The sequence below is a fragment of the Marinomonas sp. G8-14 genome (genome assembly GCF_055808935.1).
In genome coordinates, this window is sequence record NZ_CM147891.1 from 2,120,697 (window position 1) to 2,136,287 (window position 15,591).

The 15,591-nt window shown below is 45.4% G+C and carries 18 protein-coding genes and 1 pseudogene; 11 read left to right on the forward strand and 8 right to left on the reverse strand.

Going from position 1 to position 15,591, the window contains the following annotated elements; genetic code table 11:
* Nucleotides 1–43 precede the first annotated feature (43 nt).
* The gene (locus tag AC0L6V_RS10905; RefSeq protein ID WP_418139017.1) at nucleotides 44–508 is read right to left on the reverse strand and encodes a hypothetical protein; all 465 of its coding nucleotides are present in this window, start codon (nucleotides 506–508) and stop codon (nucleotides 44–46) included.
* 140 nt (nucleotides 509–648) lie between these two features.
* Nucleotides 649–1,416 (reverse strand): undecaprenyl-diphosphate phosphatase, encoded by a 768-nt coding sequence (locus tag AC0L6V_RS10910; RefSeq protein WP_265218701.1) that lies wholly within the window; start codon nucleotides 1,414–1,416, stop codon nucleotides 649–651.
* 241 nt (nucleotides 1,417–1,657) lie between these two features.
* Here AC0L6V_RS10910 and AC0L6V_RS10915 point away from each other — a divergent pair, with 241 nt between their 5' ends.
* The 9 genes and pseudogenes from AC0L6V_RS10915 to zntR all read left to right on the forward strand — a co-directional run bounded on the left by AC0L6V_RS10915 (nucleotide 1,658) and on the right by zntR (nucleotide 8,552).
* Nucleotides 1,658–2,365: a UTRA domain-containing protein gene (locus tag AC0L6V_RS10915; RefSeq protein WP_265218700.1), complete on the forward strand. Its 708-nt coding sequence runs from the start codon at nucleotides 1,658–1,660 to the stop codon at nucleotides 2,363–2,365.
* 183 nt (nucleotides 2,366–2,548) lie between these two features.
* A complete protein-coding gene (locus AC0L6V_RS10920) occupies nucleotides 2,549–3,577 on the forward strand; it encodes a putative 2-aminoethylphosphonate ABC transporter substrate-binding protein (RefSeq protein ID WP_265218699.1) in 1,029 nt (342 codons plus the stop codon).
* 128 nt (nucleotides 3,578–3,705) lie between these two features.
* A pseudogene (locus tag AC0L6V_RS10925) lies at nucleotides 3,706–3,993 on the forward strand (ATP-binding cassette domain-containing protein); the annotation flags it as partial.
* Nucleotides 3,994–4,048: 55 nt separating this feature from the next.
* Nucleotides 4,049–4,708, forward strand: a complete 660-nt coding sequence (locus AC0L6V_RS10930; protein WP_418139018.1) for an ATP-binding cassette domain-containing protein — start codon at nucleotides 4,049–4,051, stop codon at nucleotides 4,706–4,708.
* A gap of 84 nt (nucleotides 4,709–4,792) precedes the next feature.
* The gene (locus tag AC0L6V_RS10935; protein ID WP_409419796.1) at nucleotides 4,793–6,511 is read left to right on the forward strand and encodes a putative 2-aminoethylphosphonate ABC transporter permease subunit; all 1,719 of its coding nucleotides are present in this window, start codon (nucleotides 4,793–4,795) and stop codon (nucleotides 6,509–6,511) included.
* A 134-nt stretch (nucleotides 6,512–6,645) separates the two neighbouring features.
* Nucleotides 6,646–6,888 carry a hypothetical protein gene (locus AC0L6V_RS10940; RefSeq protein ID WP_265218698.1) on the forward strand — a complete coding sequence of 81 codons (243 nt, stop codon included), beginning with the start codon at nucleotides 6,646–6,648 and terminating at the stop codon, nucleotides 6,886–6,888.
* A 29-nt stretch (nucleotides 6,889–6,917) separates the two neighbouring features.
* Nucleotides 6,918–7,442: a hypothetical protein gene (locus AC0L6V_RS10945; RefSeq protein WP_265218697.1), complete on the forward strand. Its 525-nt coding sequence runs from the start codon at nucleotides 6,918–6,920 to the stop codon at nucleotides 7,440–7,442.
* Between the two features lie 53 nt (nucleotides 7,443–7,495).
* The gene (locus AC0L6V_RS10950) at nucleotides 7,496–8,041 is read left to right on the forward strand and encodes an HAD family hydrolase (RefSeq protein ID WP_418139019.1); all 546 of its coding nucleotides are present in this window, start codon (nucleotides 7,496–7,498) and stop codon (nucleotides 8,039–8,041) included.
* Nucleotides 8,042–8,234: 193 nt separating this feature from the next.
* Nucleotides 8,235–8,552 carry a Zn(2+)-responsive transcriptional regulator gene (gene zntR, locus AC0L6V_RS10955; protein WP_265218694.1) on the forward strand — a complete coding sequence of 106 codons (318 nt, stop codon included), beginning with the start codon at nucleotides 8,235–8,237 and terminating at the stop codon, nucleotides 8,550–8,552.
* 130 nt (nucleotides 8,553–8,682) lie between these two features.
* Here the strand turns inward: zntR and AC0L6V_RS10960 are convergent, their stop codons facing one another.
* Entirely contained in the window at nucleotides 8,683–9,600 is a 918-nt protein-coding gene (locus AC0L6V_RS10960) for a LysR family transcriptional regulator (protein WP_409419800.1), read from the reverse strand.
* 113 nt (nucleotides 9,601–9,713) lie between these two features.
* Here AC0L6V_RS10960 and AC0L6V_RS10965 point away from each other — a divergent pair, with 113 nt between their 5' ends.
* Both AC0L6V_RS10965 and AC0L6V_RS10970 read left to right on the forward strand, forming a co-directional pair.
* Nucleotides 9,714–9,986 carry an oxidoreductase gene (locus AC0L6V_RS10965; protein WP_265218691.1) on the forward strand — a complete coding sequence of 91 codons (273 nt, stop codon included), beginning with the start codon at nucleotides 9,714–9,716 and terminating at the stop codon, nucleotides 9,984–9,986.
* Nucleotides 9,986–10,837 (forward strand): alkene reductase, encoded by an 852-nt coding sequence (locus AC0L6V_RS10970; protein ID WP_265218690.1) that lies wholly within the window; start codon nucleotides 9,986–9,988, stop codon nucleotides 10,835–10,837. Before AC0L6V_RS10965 ends, AC0L6V_RS10970 begins: the two co-directional genes overlap by 1 nt.
* Nucleotides 10,838–10,916: 79 nt before the next feature.
* Here the strand turns inward: AC0L6V_RS10970 and AC0L6V_RS10975 are convergent, their stop codons facing one another.
* The 5 genes from AC0L6V_RS10975 to AC0L6V_RS10995 form a co-directional block, all read right to left on the reverse strand.
* Nucleotides 10,917–11,741, reverse strand: a complete 825-nt coding sequence (locus tag AC0L6V_RS10975) for a phosphodiesterase (RefSeq protein WP_265218689.1) — start codon at nucleotides 11,739–11,741, stop codon at nucleotides 10,917–10,919.
* Nucleotides 11,735–12,829 (reverse strand): ABC transporter ATP-binding protein, encoded by a 1,095-nt coding sequence (locus AC0L6V_RS10980; RefSeq protein WP_409419802.1) that lies wholly within the window; start codon nucleotides 12,827–12,829, stop codon nucleotides 11,735–11,737. Before AC0L6V_RS10980 ends, AC0L6V_RS10975 begins: the two co-directional genes overlap by 7 nt.
* Before the next feature lie 44 nt (nucleotides 12,830–12,873).
* Nucleotides 12,874–13,662: an ABC transporter permease gene (locus AC0L6V_RS10985; protein WP_265218688.1), complete on the reverse strand. Its 789-nt coding sequence runs from the start codon at nucleotides 13,660–13,662 to the stop codon at nucleotides 12,874–12,876.
* A 1-nt stretch (nucleotide 13,663) separates the two neighbouring features.
* On the reverse strand, nucleotides 13,664–14,476 hold the full coding sequence (locus AC0L6V_RS10990) for an ABC transporter permease (protein WP_265218687.1): 813 nt from the start codon (nucleotides 14,474–14,476) through the stop codon (nucleotides 13,664–13,666).
* 82 nt (nucleotides 14,477–14,558) lie between these two features.
* Entirely contained in the window at nucleotides 14,559–15,566 is a 1,008-nt protein-coding gene (locus AC0L6V_RS10995) for an ABC transporter substrate-binding protein (protein ID WP_265218686.1), read from the reverse strand.
* Nucleotides 15,567–15,591: the final 25 nt, after the last annotated feature.

A 15,591-nucleotide genomic window follows, 5' to 3' on the forward strand; every position in this document is an offset into this window, starting at 1 on the left:
ATTCACCTCCCCCATCCAATGAAATAACCCTGGGTACTCCTTTTCATAAAGCGTCATCAGGGCAACGGTGAGACTCGGGGTCTGACAAATCGGTAAAGGTCATAGACAACGTCAGATGAAGATCATCTGGTTTGTATTCCAGCATATTGGCGGCATTGACAAAATCATTGCGCGTGGTAGGCGACACGGGCGTGCCAGGGCATTTTAAATAATTAGAACAAAGAGAATCTGACGGCAACATTTGCCCGATGCCATACACGTTAGCAAATCGAACACTGGTCTGCGATAAGTAGTCATTCACCTCATTAAACGGAATCGCCCGGCCATCAAACGGACGATAATGCAAGTGCGTATCCACCACAGCGGTGTAGGGTTCAGTTTGTCTGTCATAACAAGCGGATTCTCCTTTGAACGAATCCAATGAACGCAAAACTGGCGTGTTATCGGAAGACGCACATCCACTCAGCAACAAAGAAACCAACAGACCACATGGTAAACAACGATGCATAACACACATTCCCAACAGCTTACAGGCTCAATAAGGTAAACACTTTAAAGCATTACAAAACATCTCTGCCTCTGTGTAAACCACTGTTCGATGTTTATCTTAAACCACATCCAATTGATTCAAAGTAAGGAGTGATATAATCACTGGGCAAGAAACAAGAGCAGCACGCCAAACAAAATTCGATACCAACCAAATGCGACAAAGGTGAACTTTTCTAAAAATGCCATAAGTAACTTCATCACCACAAACGCACTAAAAAAGGCAACTACAAAACCAAAAACCAAAGGTTGCCATTGCTCGCCGGCAAACTCCTGATAGTTTGACAGTAAATCATAACCTGAGGCCGCCATCATCACCGGTAAGGCTAGTAAAAAAGAAAACTCAGCACTGGCTTTACGACTTAAACCCACCAATAAAGCCCCCACTATGGTAGAACCGGCACGACTAGTACCAGGAATAAGCGCTAATAGTTGCGCAAAACCAACCCACAAAGCTTGTTTAAAGCTCAAGTTATCTAAGTTTTCAACACTGGGAGATTGATGCTTAAGCCATCTTTCCACCATTAAAAAAACAATACCACCCACAATAAACATGGTGGCCACAACCGACACGGAAAACAGGGCTTTTATTTGGTGACGAAACAAAAAACCCACCATAGCAACCGGTAAAAATGCCACAAAAACTTGACACCACAAACGAAAATGCCGAGGTGTAAAACGCGCTTTATAATTGGCAATAACAGCCAAAATCGCCGCCAATTGAATAATCACCTCAAATGCTTTATTGCCCTCTGTTTGCTCCATACCCAGCCACTGACTGACCACAATCAAATGACCCGTTGAAGAGATAGGCAAAAACTCCGTTACCCCTTCCACCAAACCTAAAATACCACTCTGTAATATATCCATCGTTGTTGACCTACGTTATTCCTCGAACAAGTGTAAAAAATGCTTGGCTTTTTTTGAAATGGGCCAGATTGAAAGGGCAACACTATAGACAAAGAAATGTGAAAGAAAAGTAAAAAGTCGAGCAACATGGCTTCACCCGAAAACATTATCTTTGTTTTGACCTATGATCATCAAAACGCTATTTTGTACGGTGCTTTTTCCACCCCTGCCGTACAAAGCTGTTTTCTCATAGGAACGCCCCATGTCCACCCATCACTACTATCAACTGCAAAGCTACTTTCGCGAACTGATTGAGCTAAAAACCCTAAAATCAGGCAGCAAGTTACCATCGGAGAGAGAGATAGGGGAACAATTCAAACTTACCCGCATCACTGTTCGACAAGCGCTACAAAATCTGGAAGCAGAAGGTCTTATTTATCGACAGAATCGTAAAGGCTGGTTTGTAACGCCACCTGCTGTGGTATACAACCCATCCAGTCATCTTAGTTTTAATTTGTACGTCACTGAACAAGGGTTCGTGCCGCATACAGAAAAATTAATGCAACAAATTGAACCCGCCAACGGCTATATTGCCCAATTAATGAACATTCCTGAGAACGCACCTGTTCTATATCTTCATCGCCGTCGCTATATCAATCAACGCCCCGTATTGATTGAAAAAATGTACATCAACACAAGATTATTACCCGACATCGAAAAAGAAGACCTTACTCAGTCTTTAAGTCAGCTATTGAAAAACAACTATCAGCGGGAATATCGAGACATGGATTTGGTCTTTAAATCCACATCGTTACCAAGCAGCGCCGCCAATGATTTGGGCATTTCAGCGGGGCAGCCAGGACTACATATCGAACGTATTAACTACACAGCAGACAAACAAGTACTCGAGGTGGATTACGAGTTTTGGCGGCATGATGCCGTTACGATCAACATCGCCATCCGAGACTGAATGACCTTGTAGCACCCTACTTCCAGCGCCTTTTCCATGGAAAGGGCCTTTCTTCTCTTGCCACAGCCAAATAAATTCACCCTTATGTCATCGATTTGACATATTTGGCTGATATTTTGCTTACTCAATCTGGTATATACCAGTTTAAGTCAATGTCAAATGATGAAAGATGGAGAAGTGAAGATGACTATTAAGCCCTTAATTAAAAGTCTTAGTGCTATCGCCGGTATCGGTATGGTTTCCATAGCCGCTCACGCAGCAACAACAGAACTCACTGTCTACTCTGCCGTAGAAGCGGAAGATTTGAAAAAATATGCGGCTCGCTTCAATCAAGACTATCCAGACATCAAAATCAATTGGGTACGTGACTCAACAGGCATAGTTACGGCTAAACTACTAGCAGAAAAAGCCAACCCTCAAGCCGATGTCGTTTGGGGCTTAGCGGCGACTAGCTTAATGCTGCTCAAAAACGAAAATATGCTCGAAAGTTACAAGCCAAAAAACTACGATCAACTGTCCCCTAAATTTAAAGACACATCAGACAATCCTATGTGGACGGGCATGGACGCATGGATGGCCGCCATCTGCTACAACACAATCGAAGCAGAAAAGCTTGGCTTACCTAAACCGACTTCATGGCAAGATCTCACAAACCCTGTCTATAAAGGTCACATCGTTATGCCAAACCCTAGTTCATCGGGCACAGGCTATCTAGACGTCAGCAGCTGGTTACAACTGTTTGGTGAAGACAAAGGCTGGGAATACATGGATGCGCTTCACAACAACATTGGCACCTATACGCATTCAGGATCTAAACCTTGTAAGTTAGCGGCATCAGGAGAAACCGCGATTGGTATTTCGTTTGCTTTTCGTGCAGCCAAATCCAAAAAAGAAGGCGCACCACTGGACATCGTTTTTCCAACCGAAGGTCTAGGCTGGGACATGGAAGCTACGGCCATCATCAAAGGTACTGACAAGCTTGAAGCAGCCAAAATTCTAGCGGATTGGGCCGCCTCTCAAAAAGCCAATGAAATGTACAACGAAGGCTATGCTGTGGTGGCCATGCCAGGCATTGCACAACCTGTCGAATACTTCCCAGCCAATGCCGAAGCACTAATGATTGAAAACGACTTTGCCTGGTCAGCGGCCAACCGCGATGCGATTTTAACAAAATGGCAACAGCGTTATGACAGTAAAAGTGAGCCAAAATAATTCCCACACGCCAATCACAGAGTGAAACAAGTGGGATCAAGAAAGCCCCGTCAGACGCACGGTACCATGTGGGTCTGACGTTTTTTTGATCAACCGTATTTTACAAGGATTATAATAGAGGGCGACCTATGTCTAGCAAAGTATCCAGTAACGCCTATTTGGAACTTCATAACATTCATCAATCCTTTGGCTCTCATCAAGCATTGAAAGATGTTTCATTACATATTGCCGAAGGGGAATTTGTCTGTTTCTTAGGTCCTTCAGGGTGTGGCAAAACCAGCTTATTGCGTATCATTGCTGGCTTAGACACGCCAACCTCAGGTGTTCTCTTACAAGCGGGTAAGGACATAACCCACGCCCCAATCAAACACCGAGACTTCGGTATTGTCTTTCAGTCCTATGCGCTTTTTCCCAACTTAACCGTCGCTGACAACATCGCCTATGGCCTTGTATCCCAAAAGGTGTCCGTTAATGACCGCCGAGCCTCGTGTCAAAGAGTTATTGGCTACCGTCGGCCTGTCAGGAAGCGAAAGCAAATACCCAGCGCAACTATCAGGTGGTCAACAACAACGCGTGGCGCTTGCCCGAGCGCTCGCCACGTCCCCCGGATTATTGCTCCTCGACGAACCACTTTCTGCTTTAGACGCCAGAGTACGTGCGCATCTGCGTCAAGAAATCAAACAACTGCAAGAAAAATTGGGCGTCACAACCATCATGGTGACTCATGACCAAGAAGAAGCCCTAACCATGGCCGATCAAATCGTCGTGATGAACCAAGGCGTGATCGAACAAATTGGCTCGCCACAAAATGTTTATGCCCACCCACACTCCCCTTTTGTCGCCGAGTTTGTTGGTGAAATGAATTTTCTCAGTGCCGAAGTCACAGGCGCGGGACAGATGCAATCCGGTCAATTAACACTGCATTGCGATCAATCCACTCACCTTATGCTAGGAGACAAAGCGCAGTTAGCAATTCGCCCAGAAGACGTGCGTTTCTCAACCAATCAACATGACAACAATACGCTCAGCGCTCAGGTCATTCATCTAGAATTCTTGGGACTCACGGGTCCGTTCATTATTAAAACTGGACAACCACAAGCGCCCAATATTGGCCGATATTTCTATGAATGAAATGGCTAACTTACAGTTAAAACAAGGCCAAACCGTTCAGTGTCAGTTACCACAGGATCGTCTGCATGTGTTTGGGGGTGCGGCATGAGTCAAACCATGACCAATAAAGCCACCTTCACGACAACCAAACGACCTTGGCTTGGACGTCGTAGCCTAGATGAATGGTCGCTTGGCGGTGTATTGATCATTGGCGTACTTGGGTTATTTATTTGTGTGGTCTTGCCGCTTTATACTCTGCTGTCTAAAAGTGTGCAAAACAGCGACGGACAATTTGTCGGCTTAGCCAACTTTGCCCAATTTGTGTCCACTCCTAGCTTATTTAATTCCGTCAGTAACTCGTTATCGATTGCTTTAATATCGACCATCATTGTAACCAGTCTGTCTTTTTTAGCTGCGTACGCCATTAGTCGTACCCGCATTCCGCTAAAAAACACCTTTCGCACCCTGTTGGTTTTGCCAATCTTAGCGCCGTCTTTGCTGCCTGCGATTAGCTTGGTGTATTTATTTGGTAACCAAGGGATTCTCAAAGAATTACTGATGGGAGAAAGCATTTACGGCCCCATCGGTATCATTATCGGCTCCTGTTTTTGGACCTTTCCTCACGCCTTGATGATCATGTTAACCGCCCTCGCTAACACCGACGCGAGGTTATACGAATCCGCAGAAGCACTGGGCGCATCGCCCATGCGCACTTTTTTCACTGTCACCCTGCCCGCTGCTAAATACGGCATCATCAGTGTGGCTTTTGTTATTTTTACTCTGGTGATTACCGATTTTGGTGTGCCCAAAGTCATTGGCGGTCAATTCAACGTGCTCGCCACCGACATATATAAACAAGTCATTGGCCAACAAAATTTTGAAATGGGTGCCGCTGTCAGTGTCATACTCTTGTTACCTGCGATACTCACTTTTGCAACGGACCGTTGGCTACAACGCCGTCAGTCTGCACTGCTTACCTCCAAAGCCGTGCCGTGGACACCACCCGCTCGTCCCTTGGTTGATAAGGTGTTTCTCGGGCTTATGTGCTTCATATCGGCCTTTATAGTGAGCATTATCGCTATGGCCGTTTACGCCTCTTTGGTGACTTTTTGGCCTTATAATTTAAGCTTATCACTGAAAAATTATAACTTTGACCTTATGGACGGTGGCGGTTGGGCAGCCTATTGGAACTCCATCCAAATGGCATCCTATACGGCGATTATTGGTACCATTTTTATCTTTTTCCAATCTTACCTAGTCGCAAAACTGGCCGGTTTTGCTGTGCTTAAATGGCTTTTCCATCTGTTCGCCATTCTGCCGTTGGCAGTACCTGGTTTGGTTTTAGGCCTAGCCTATATCTTCTTTTTCAACGCACCAGACAACCCGCTCAATGGTATTTATGGCACTATGACCATTCTAGTGGTATGCACTATCAGCCACTTTTACACCGTCTGTCATTTAACCGCGACCACCGCGCTCAAACAGATCGACACAGAATTTGAAGCCGTGTCCGCATCCCTTAAAGTGCCGCAAATCCTCACTTTTTGGCGCGTCTCCTTGCCGGTGTGTATGCCCGCAGTACTCGACATAGCCAGTTACCTTTTTGTGAATGCCATGACGACGGTATCAGCCTTGGTGTTTTTATACTCATACAATACCAATTTGGCCTCTGTGGCCGTGTTAAACATGGACGAAGCGGGTGATATCGCTCCGGCGGCGGCCATGGCGGTCATGATTATGCTGACCTGTATGGTCGCCCGCTTGATTCATTGGCTATTAGGCAGCGTATTGCTCAAACATACGCAGCATTGGCGCCGACGCTAGGAGTCGCTTTACATGACGATAACCGCCATTATCTTGGTGCTTATTTCCACCTTTATGCACGCGGGCTGGAATTTCTTCGGAAAAAAACCAGCCCCACCTTGGGATTCTTTTTTCTCACTATGGTGGCGGGCACCGTGGTTTTTTCCCCAGTGGTGTTTTACCACTGGTCACTGATACTGGCCCTCAATAACGACATTTTGATCTTGCTGCTGTTAACAGGGTTATTTCAGTCTTTCTATTTATGGGGATTGGCTGAAGCGTATAAAGCTGGCGATATGTCGATTGCTTACCCTATCGCTCGTTCCTCACCCTTAATCGTCGTGTGCATTTCCAGCTTTTTCTTGGTCAACAGCAAAACGTTTCCGCGCAAGCGGTAGCTGGAATCGTATTCATCGTAATTGGCTGTTTGTTTATCCCCTTACCAAGCTTTCGAGCCTTAAAACTCTCCAACTATCAAAACCGCACGACGGCTTTTGCCCTGGTCGCGGCATTTGCGACCGCTGGGTACTCTTTAGTAGACAATCGTGCGACACAACTAATGCGAGGCTTAACCAACGACGCAGGCGATACGATCGCCAGCGCCAGTGAAGTGGCTTTGGTCTATGTCGCCTTGCAAAGTGCGTTTTCCGTTATTTGGATGATAACCATTGTATTAAGCACGCAAAAACAGCGTACGGAATTGTCCTTTCTGAGTCGAACCCAATGGCGCGCAGCGCTGTTTACTGGGGCGCTCATGTTAGGAACCTACTCTCTGGTGATTTTAAGCATGGCCTTTGTGGATAACGTCAGCTACGTGGTGGCGTTTCGGCAATTAAGCATTCCACTAGGTGTACTCTTCGCGGTGATTGGCTTTGGAGAGTCACTAAAAGGCCCCAAAATAATCGGCGTTGCCATTACGTTTATTGGTCTAATCGCCGTAGCACTGGGCTAGCAAATTTCGTTTCACACTGACCTATTTACTTAACACATCAATAAGGAAGCACAATGGCACTGGCATTTTTTGACCTTGATAACACACTGGTCGCAGGCGATACCGCCCAAGCGTTTGCGGAATACATGGCCGCGAATGAACTGCCCACTCCGAGCGACTTTTTGGCTGTCAATCATGCTTACATGGCAGACTATGATGCAGGCAATTTAAACCTTGCAGATTACATGCGTTATACCTTGTCGCCTTTATTTGGCTTAAACGCAGAAACAATAGCGGCTTTTATTGAGCGCTTCATTCAGGATGTTGTGGTGTCTATGACGCTGCCCAAAGCCCAAGCGTTAATTCAACAACACCAAGACGCTGGCGACGAGGTGGTCATTATTTCTGCCACAGGCATTCACCTCGTGGCACCTATTGCCCGCTACCTAGGCGTAAAACATGCGTTAGGCGTTGATATTGAAATCAAAAATGGTCACATTACTGGTGAATTAACGGGCGTTCCCACCTTTCGAGAAGGCAAAGTCACCCGTGCGCTACAATGGGCATCAAGAACAGGGCTACGAGATGACAGACACCTACTTCTACAGCGACTCCCATAATGATATCCCACTGCTGGAAAAAGCCCTTTACCCCGTAGCAGTAGACCCTGATCCTATTTTGGCAGCCACCGCACAAGCCAAAAACTGGCCCATAATCAGCCTAAGACAATAAGCATCAAGCAAGCCTAAAGGCGCGACCTCTTTTTGTGATGTCGTGCTTTAGCGCGACAAGGCGTTATACTCAAGGAGAAAAATGACAGGAGAAACGAAAATGTACCAAATTGGTGAACTGGCTAAAGCCTGTGGAATCAACCATGACACATTACGATTCTATGAAAAAAACGCCTTACTGACGCCTTCCCATCGTTCTGAATCTGGCTATCGTCTTTACACAGAAAAAGACAAAGAGATTCTGCAGTTTATCTTACGAGCAAAATCGGTTGGCTTTACTCTTGCCGAAATCCGAGAGTTGTTATCGATTGAAATCGACAAAGCCAACAATGCCTGCGCCGATGTAAAAGTGCTGGTGGATACAAAACTCTCAGAAGTAGAAAAAAACTCGCTGAACTGATACGTTTCCAAACATCGTTACAACGCCTGTCCGATGCGTGCTGTGGCGGCACAGAAAGCGCCGAACATTGCACCATACTCGAAGCGCTAGAATCCAATACAGAAGATGTTCGCCATGAACACCACCACGATTAAATAGGCAATAAACGCTGTGATTCTTCATCAAAACGCTTAAGTAGAAAATCAAGAAACGCTCGGACTCTCGCTGGCATATAGCGATTACGATGATACAAAGCATGAGCAGGAACCTCAGCAGAGGTCCATTCTGGTAATACTATTTCCAAACGCTTTTCATGAATATCCTTCGCCACATCCCAAATAGATTTTAGGACAATTCCATGACCATCCATCGCCCACTGACGAGCTACCGCGCCATCATTCGTTTCTCGTGCATTGTCCATCGAAACCCGGACACTTTCTACTTCCTCTGAGCTAGTGAAGCGCCAATCAATGATCGGGCCATTATTCGAACTTAAGACAATACAAGGGAACCGAACAAGGTCCTCAGGGGATTGGGGATAGCCAAATCTTTTAAGGTAATCAGGAGAGGCACACAATACACGTCTATTTTTCGCTAATTTACGGGTAATAAACAAACTATCCTGAGGCTCGCCAAAACGAATGGCTAAATCAATATCCTCTCGATGCAAGCTGGATAAAGAATCAGACAGTAACAAAGTGAACTGCACATCAGGATAAATCGCATTAAATTCATCCAGCCAGCCAGTAAGCATATGTCGGCCAAAGTCTGATGTGGCTGATATACGAATTCGACCACTAACAGCCTGAGTGCGATTTTCTAGAAAAGCAAAACCATCATCAAGCGCCTGCAAGCCTTGTTGGCAATACAACAGAAAAGCTTTGCCTTCATCAGTAAGACGAAGGCTGCGCGTTGTCCGCTCAAACAATCGAGACTTTAATTGCGTTTCAAGATTATTAAGCCGCGCACTCGCAGCGGCTGGCGACAATCCCAACTTGCGACCCGCCGCCGAGATAACTCCTAAGTTTGCCGCTTCGACAAACAGTCTAATATCACCAATATTCTGCATCATTATTCCAAATAATTTGATAATAGCTCAAACAATAGACCAATTATCAAAAATATAAAACAGATGAATAATATTCCCTTAGATAGTCATTTATTCATTAGGAGATAACCAAAATGCCAACGAACAATACCACTCAGACAACACTTTTTTCACCGCTAACATTTTTAGGACAAGAACGACCACATCGTGTTGTTATGGCGCCAATGACTCGCGCTAGAAGCACTCAACCTGGAGATGTACCGAATCAAATGAATGCGATCTATTACGCACAACGCGCATCAGCAGCGCTTATTATTAGCGAAGCAACACAAATATCACCGCAAGGAAAAGGCTACTCTTTTACCCTGGAATTCACAGTGCAGAACAAGTGGAAGGATGGCGCTTAGTGACGAAAGCGGTTCATGCCAAAGGCGGTAAAATATTTCTACAACTTTGGCACGTTGGCCGTATGTCTCACCCAGATTTTCACCAAGGAGATTTGCCTGTGGCGCCATCCGCAGTGCCATTCGAAGGACAAATATGGAAAGTAGACCCTACCACCAATAGAGGAATCATGGTCGATTGCCCAACTCCTAGAGCATTAAGCAAAAAAGAAATTGCAGCCATCATCAAGGATTTTCGACATGCGGCACAAAATGCCATGGATGCAGGTTTCGACGGTGTTGAAATTCACGGAGCAAACGGTTATTTGATCGATCAATTTCTTCGCACCACCTCCAACATTCGACACGACGAATATGGCGGCTCACGAGAAAACCGTCTGCGTCTCCTAAAAGAAGTAGTTATTGCAGTGGCCGACCAAATAGGTCCACAGCGCACAGCCATCCGCTTAGCGCCGTTTTTAACCGCACGAGGTATGAATTGCCCAGATATTTTACCAACAATTAGCGACGCCACTGAGTTCTTAAATTGTCTAGGCATTGCCTATCTACACCTTGTCGAGGCTGATTGGGACGATGCACCAACGTTCACTGAATCGTTTAGACAAACAATACGCCAAAATTTCAGTGGTCTAATAATAGTTGCTGGTAAATACGACCTTCCTAGCGCGGAATGGGTCATCTCAAATGGCTATGCTGACCTAGTTGCTTTTGGGAGAGACTTTATAGCGAATCCAGATTTACCCAGACGTTTAGAGCAAAACCTACCACTTGCCTCCTTTGACGGATCGACGCTGTTTAGCGGTTCTGAAATAGGATACAGTGATTACCCAGCGTGGGGAGAAGATAATATCTAATCCAAAAACTCACCTGTCATAAAGCGAGAGCCTGTCATTCAATATGACAAGCTCTCAAACTAATAAAGCTGATACGATCTCAATCAATCAGCTTGTTGTTCTCGTCGAAAAAAGGAAACGGTCCTGCTGACTTTTCTGCTGATTCAATGTAACTGATATGACTAACCACGCTGTCTAGTTCAAGCTTGAACAACTGAATAGCAGGCGGTTCAAGGGAAAACCTCGATGGCGCATTGGGGTTTAAGTCCAAGGTCACGGCATGACTATGAGATGGTCCAACCCAAACCGGCAAGCCATTCCATGTGGCGTATATAGCACGGTGTAAATGCCCAGCTACCAAGCCTTTGACTTGCTCATGATGTTGAAGCACCTGCCATAGATCATCGTCATTGAGAAGTTTTTGCACATCCATATGATCAATGCCTACCTTCATCGGCGGATGATGAAGAAAAATCATTGTCGGCAATGCGTTTTGTTCACAAAGCTTGGCATCCAACCAAGCTAACGATTCTGGCGCCAGTTTCCCATAAGGTTTACCCAAAACAGAGGAATCTAGACCAATTAAATGGTAGCCATCGACTAATTGGGAAAAATGGCAGTATTCAGGGTGATCAAAACTTGCAAATCCTTCAAAGGCAGCACGAAGGTGATCTCTGTGGTCATGGTTCCCTGGAATCACTTTGACAGGCGCCTTGAGCTTTTTCAGCTCAGGCACTAAGACATCGTATTCTTCAGGGGTACCAAAATCGCCTAAGTCACCGGTTACTACCACCCAATCAGGTTGAGGTATTAAAGCATTGATATGGCTCACGGCATTTTTTAAGCACTGTAAGGTATCCACTTTTTGATAGGCTATTTTGCCATTTTTTTTGATATGTAAATCTGTCAATTGTGCGATCAACATGACATATCCTCCGTTTCCTTTGTTGGCAACAGAACCACGCGCAAAGGCGGAACCAATAAACCGACTCGATCTCCTCTGCTGTAACGTTTTCGTTCAAAACAATCTACATGCAGCAATTCGGTCACACCTTCAACACTTACCAATACACGTGTTCTGTCTCCTAAAAACACACTATGAAAGACCGCACCTTTTAGGGTAGCGTCTTCAAATGCTATTAAACGCATGTCTTCAGGACGAGTCATACAACGCAGCCGTTCGCCCTCTTTATGGGGGGAATACAAGGCTTCAGGTAACGCAATGAAATTTGATTTAAACGACAGAGCTTGGCCATGCAACAGACCATCGAAATGATTCATCTGACCAATAAAGTTGGCGACAAATTCGCTTTTAGGCGACAAATAAATTTCCTCAGCTGTGCCAATTTGCGCAATGTCACCGTGATCCAAAATAGCAATACGATCTCCCATCGCCATGGCTTCTTCTTGATCATGAGTTACATAGACGGCCGTGATGCCTAAACGTTTCAACAAGGCATTAATGTCCGTTCTTAAGCGTTTTTTCAGTAAGGCATCCAAGGCAGACAAAGGCTCATCGAGCAAGAGCACTTCAGGTTCGGTAATAATGGCTCGCGCCAAAGCGACTCGCTGACGCTGCCCCCCAGACAGTTGATCAATACCACGCTCGGCATAAGGCTCCAAATCAAAGAGAGTCAGCATTTCTTGGACTTTTCTCTCTTTTAACACTTTGCTTTCACCGCGTACTCGTAAACCATAAGCGATGTTCTCGCTCACATTCATATTGGGAAACAAGGCATAGGATTGAAACACCATGCCGACTCGACGTTGTTCGATGGCAATATTGGTCACATCTCTTTCACCAAACAAAATTTGGCCGCCTTGATCACAAAACTCTAAGCCAGCGATAAGGCGCAACGTCGTGGTTTTGCCACAACCAGAAGGCCCAAGTAAAACTAAAATTTCACCCTTTTCAATGTGTAGATCCAAGGGTTGCAGGGCCAGCGTGCCATCTGGAAAAGTTTTCTGAACCTGCTTTAAGGTGATCGCCACACTTGTTGATACATTTTTCATTATGTTACTCATCTTGTTTATTCGTAGATGCGGCTAAATTCGTATTAAGCCGTGCGTTTAGGTTTGCGATTCAGCCATTGCGCCGCGATCAATAAAGGCAAAATCATTCCTAGAAAAATCAACGTATAGGCTGAACTGACTTCCAACCGCATGGAGGCATATGAATCCGCCAAACCAACTGGCAAGGTCTTAGTCAGTGGTGTATGCAACATCCACGTCAGGTTAAATTCCCCAGCGGACAAGGTCAGTGTCATTAAGACGCCACTGACAATACCTGTTTTGCAATTGGGCACGATGACATGAAAAAAACGCTGCCAGAAGCTTGCTCCCAAACTAGCAGCACCTTCTTCCAAAACGCGAAAATTGATACTTTGTAAAACCGCCAATACCGACTTCACCATGAACGGCAACGTAAAAATCACATGCCCAACTAAGATAAAGAGCCAGCTCATACGAAACTCACTGATACCGCCATAAACAGAAATCAAACCAAGCGCAATAGCCATACCAGGAATGGCGATGGGTAGCGTCAAACATTCATCCAAAAACGCTGATAATTTGCTGCGTGTTCGGGCTAAATAATAGGCACAAGGCACGCCTACGCAGAGATTCACCAAAGTAGTCACCAAGGCAATTCCCATGGTTAACCAAATGGTATCGGAATACAGTGCCCACACCTGCTCAACCCAACGAAAGGTCAAACCGCTCTTGATTCCAACAAAATAGTTATTGGTCAGGCCTGCCGTAATCGACATAAAAATCGGCACAATCAAGAAAGCACAAACAAGCAAGGTGAAAGTAAGCTGCAGATAAAAATACACACCCTTTTTCATATCAGCCTCCCATTCCTAATGACGAACCACCTTGGCGACGCGCGATGGTCAAACACAGCCACGTGATAAAACCTAGGATCAAGCTCAGCGCCGCCGCCATGGCAAAGTTCGCATTCAATGTAAACTCGGTATAAATCGTCATCGGCAATACATTTAAGTTGGTCGCCAAAGTAAACGCTGTACCAAACGCACCCATAGAAGTGGCAAAACAAATTGAGCCAGAGGAAATCAACCCTGGCGTTAATGCAGGCAAAGTCACATCTCGCAATAACTGCCAGCGATTGGCACCTAACGAGCGACCCGCTTCAATCAAGTTATGATCCAGTTTCTCCGCCGCACCCATTACGGTAAGCACGACACGAGGAATGGAGAAGTACAAATAGCCAATAAAAAGACCTGAAATAGAATAGGCAAGCGTCCAGCGTTCGCCCGTCAAAGCAAGGCCAAGTTCAGCAAATAAACCTTGTCGCCCCGCCAACATAATGACAAAAAAACCAATCACCACACCGGGAAACACCAACGGAAAACTCAACATGGCGACCAATATCGATTTGCCTTTGAACTCATAGCGAGTCAAAAACAACCCCACAATAGTAGCAATCACCAAACTAGCAATGGTCACCACAGCAGACAGCAGAAAGGTCGACCAAAGGCTTTTTAAATACATCGGCTTGGTCAAGATGTACCAATAGCTAATGCCATGCTGCTCAGCCAATGAAAGCCATACCAGCTTCGCCATTGGCAATAGAAAAAATGCCAGACTGACAATCAGCGCGGGAATAATGAGTAGAAGATATTGCTTATTTTGCTTCATAAAAACATGTCATTACCAGGTGACTTAAACAGGATCCAGTGCAAAAAAGAGCGGTCTACGTACCGCTCTTTCCATCATGGAATTAACGAACTTCGTTTAAATAGCGCTGAGAAAAATCACCTTGAGCCTCTGCCATTTGGGCAAAATCGACGGTTTTCGCGCGCTCATAGTCTGATGCCGGAAGGAACTTCGCTTCAATATCAGGCGTCATCGCAGAAGCGATAACGGGGCGAAGATAAGCTTCAGCCCAGACTTGCTGACCTTTATCGGATAAAACAAAATCCAATACTTTGTGGCCATTGTCTGGCTGCGGTGAGTTCTTCACCGCACTCATCACATAAGGCACAACAACAGAACCTTCTTGAGGAATGACAAACTGAATATTTGCGCCATCCTTGTATTTGGCACGGTATGCGTTGAAGTCGTAATCAAGCAAAATAGGAATCTCTCCCGAAATAACACGCGCATAGGCGGTTTGTTTTGGCACGATGGGGTGGTTCTTAGCCAGTTTTTTGAAATAATCAATCGCAGGGGTAAAGTTACTCATGTCGCCACCGAACGACTGGTTAATCGCCACCGCACCAGCATAACCAACGAAGGCACTAGTCGGATCAAGATAAGCGACCATTCCCTTATATTCTGGCTTTAAAAGATCGTTCCATGATTGTGGAACGGGTCTACCATCAAGCGCGTCTTTATTAACAAAAAAACCAATGGTGCCAGAATGGATCGCAAACCAGCGACCTTGAGGGTCCTTCAAGCCTTGAGGAATTTTGTCCCAGTTTTTCGGTTTATAGGATGCAACAACACCCTTTTCTGCCGCTTTGATCCCAAAAGACACACCATAATAAACAACATCCGCTACCGGACTGTTTTCCTCTGCGACTAATTGCGACAAAGACTGGCCCGAGTTTTTATTATCCATTGGGATAGAAATACCTAGCTCTTTTTTGATCAATTCAAGCTGTCCACCCCAATTCGCCCATTCCGGTGGACAGTTGTAACAAATCGCATCCGCTGCGTAGGACGCTCCTGTTGTCAGTCCCAACGATAGAACCGCTAATGTCGACACTTTTTTAAAGATACTCATCCAACTTTCTCCTCTATTTAAAGAA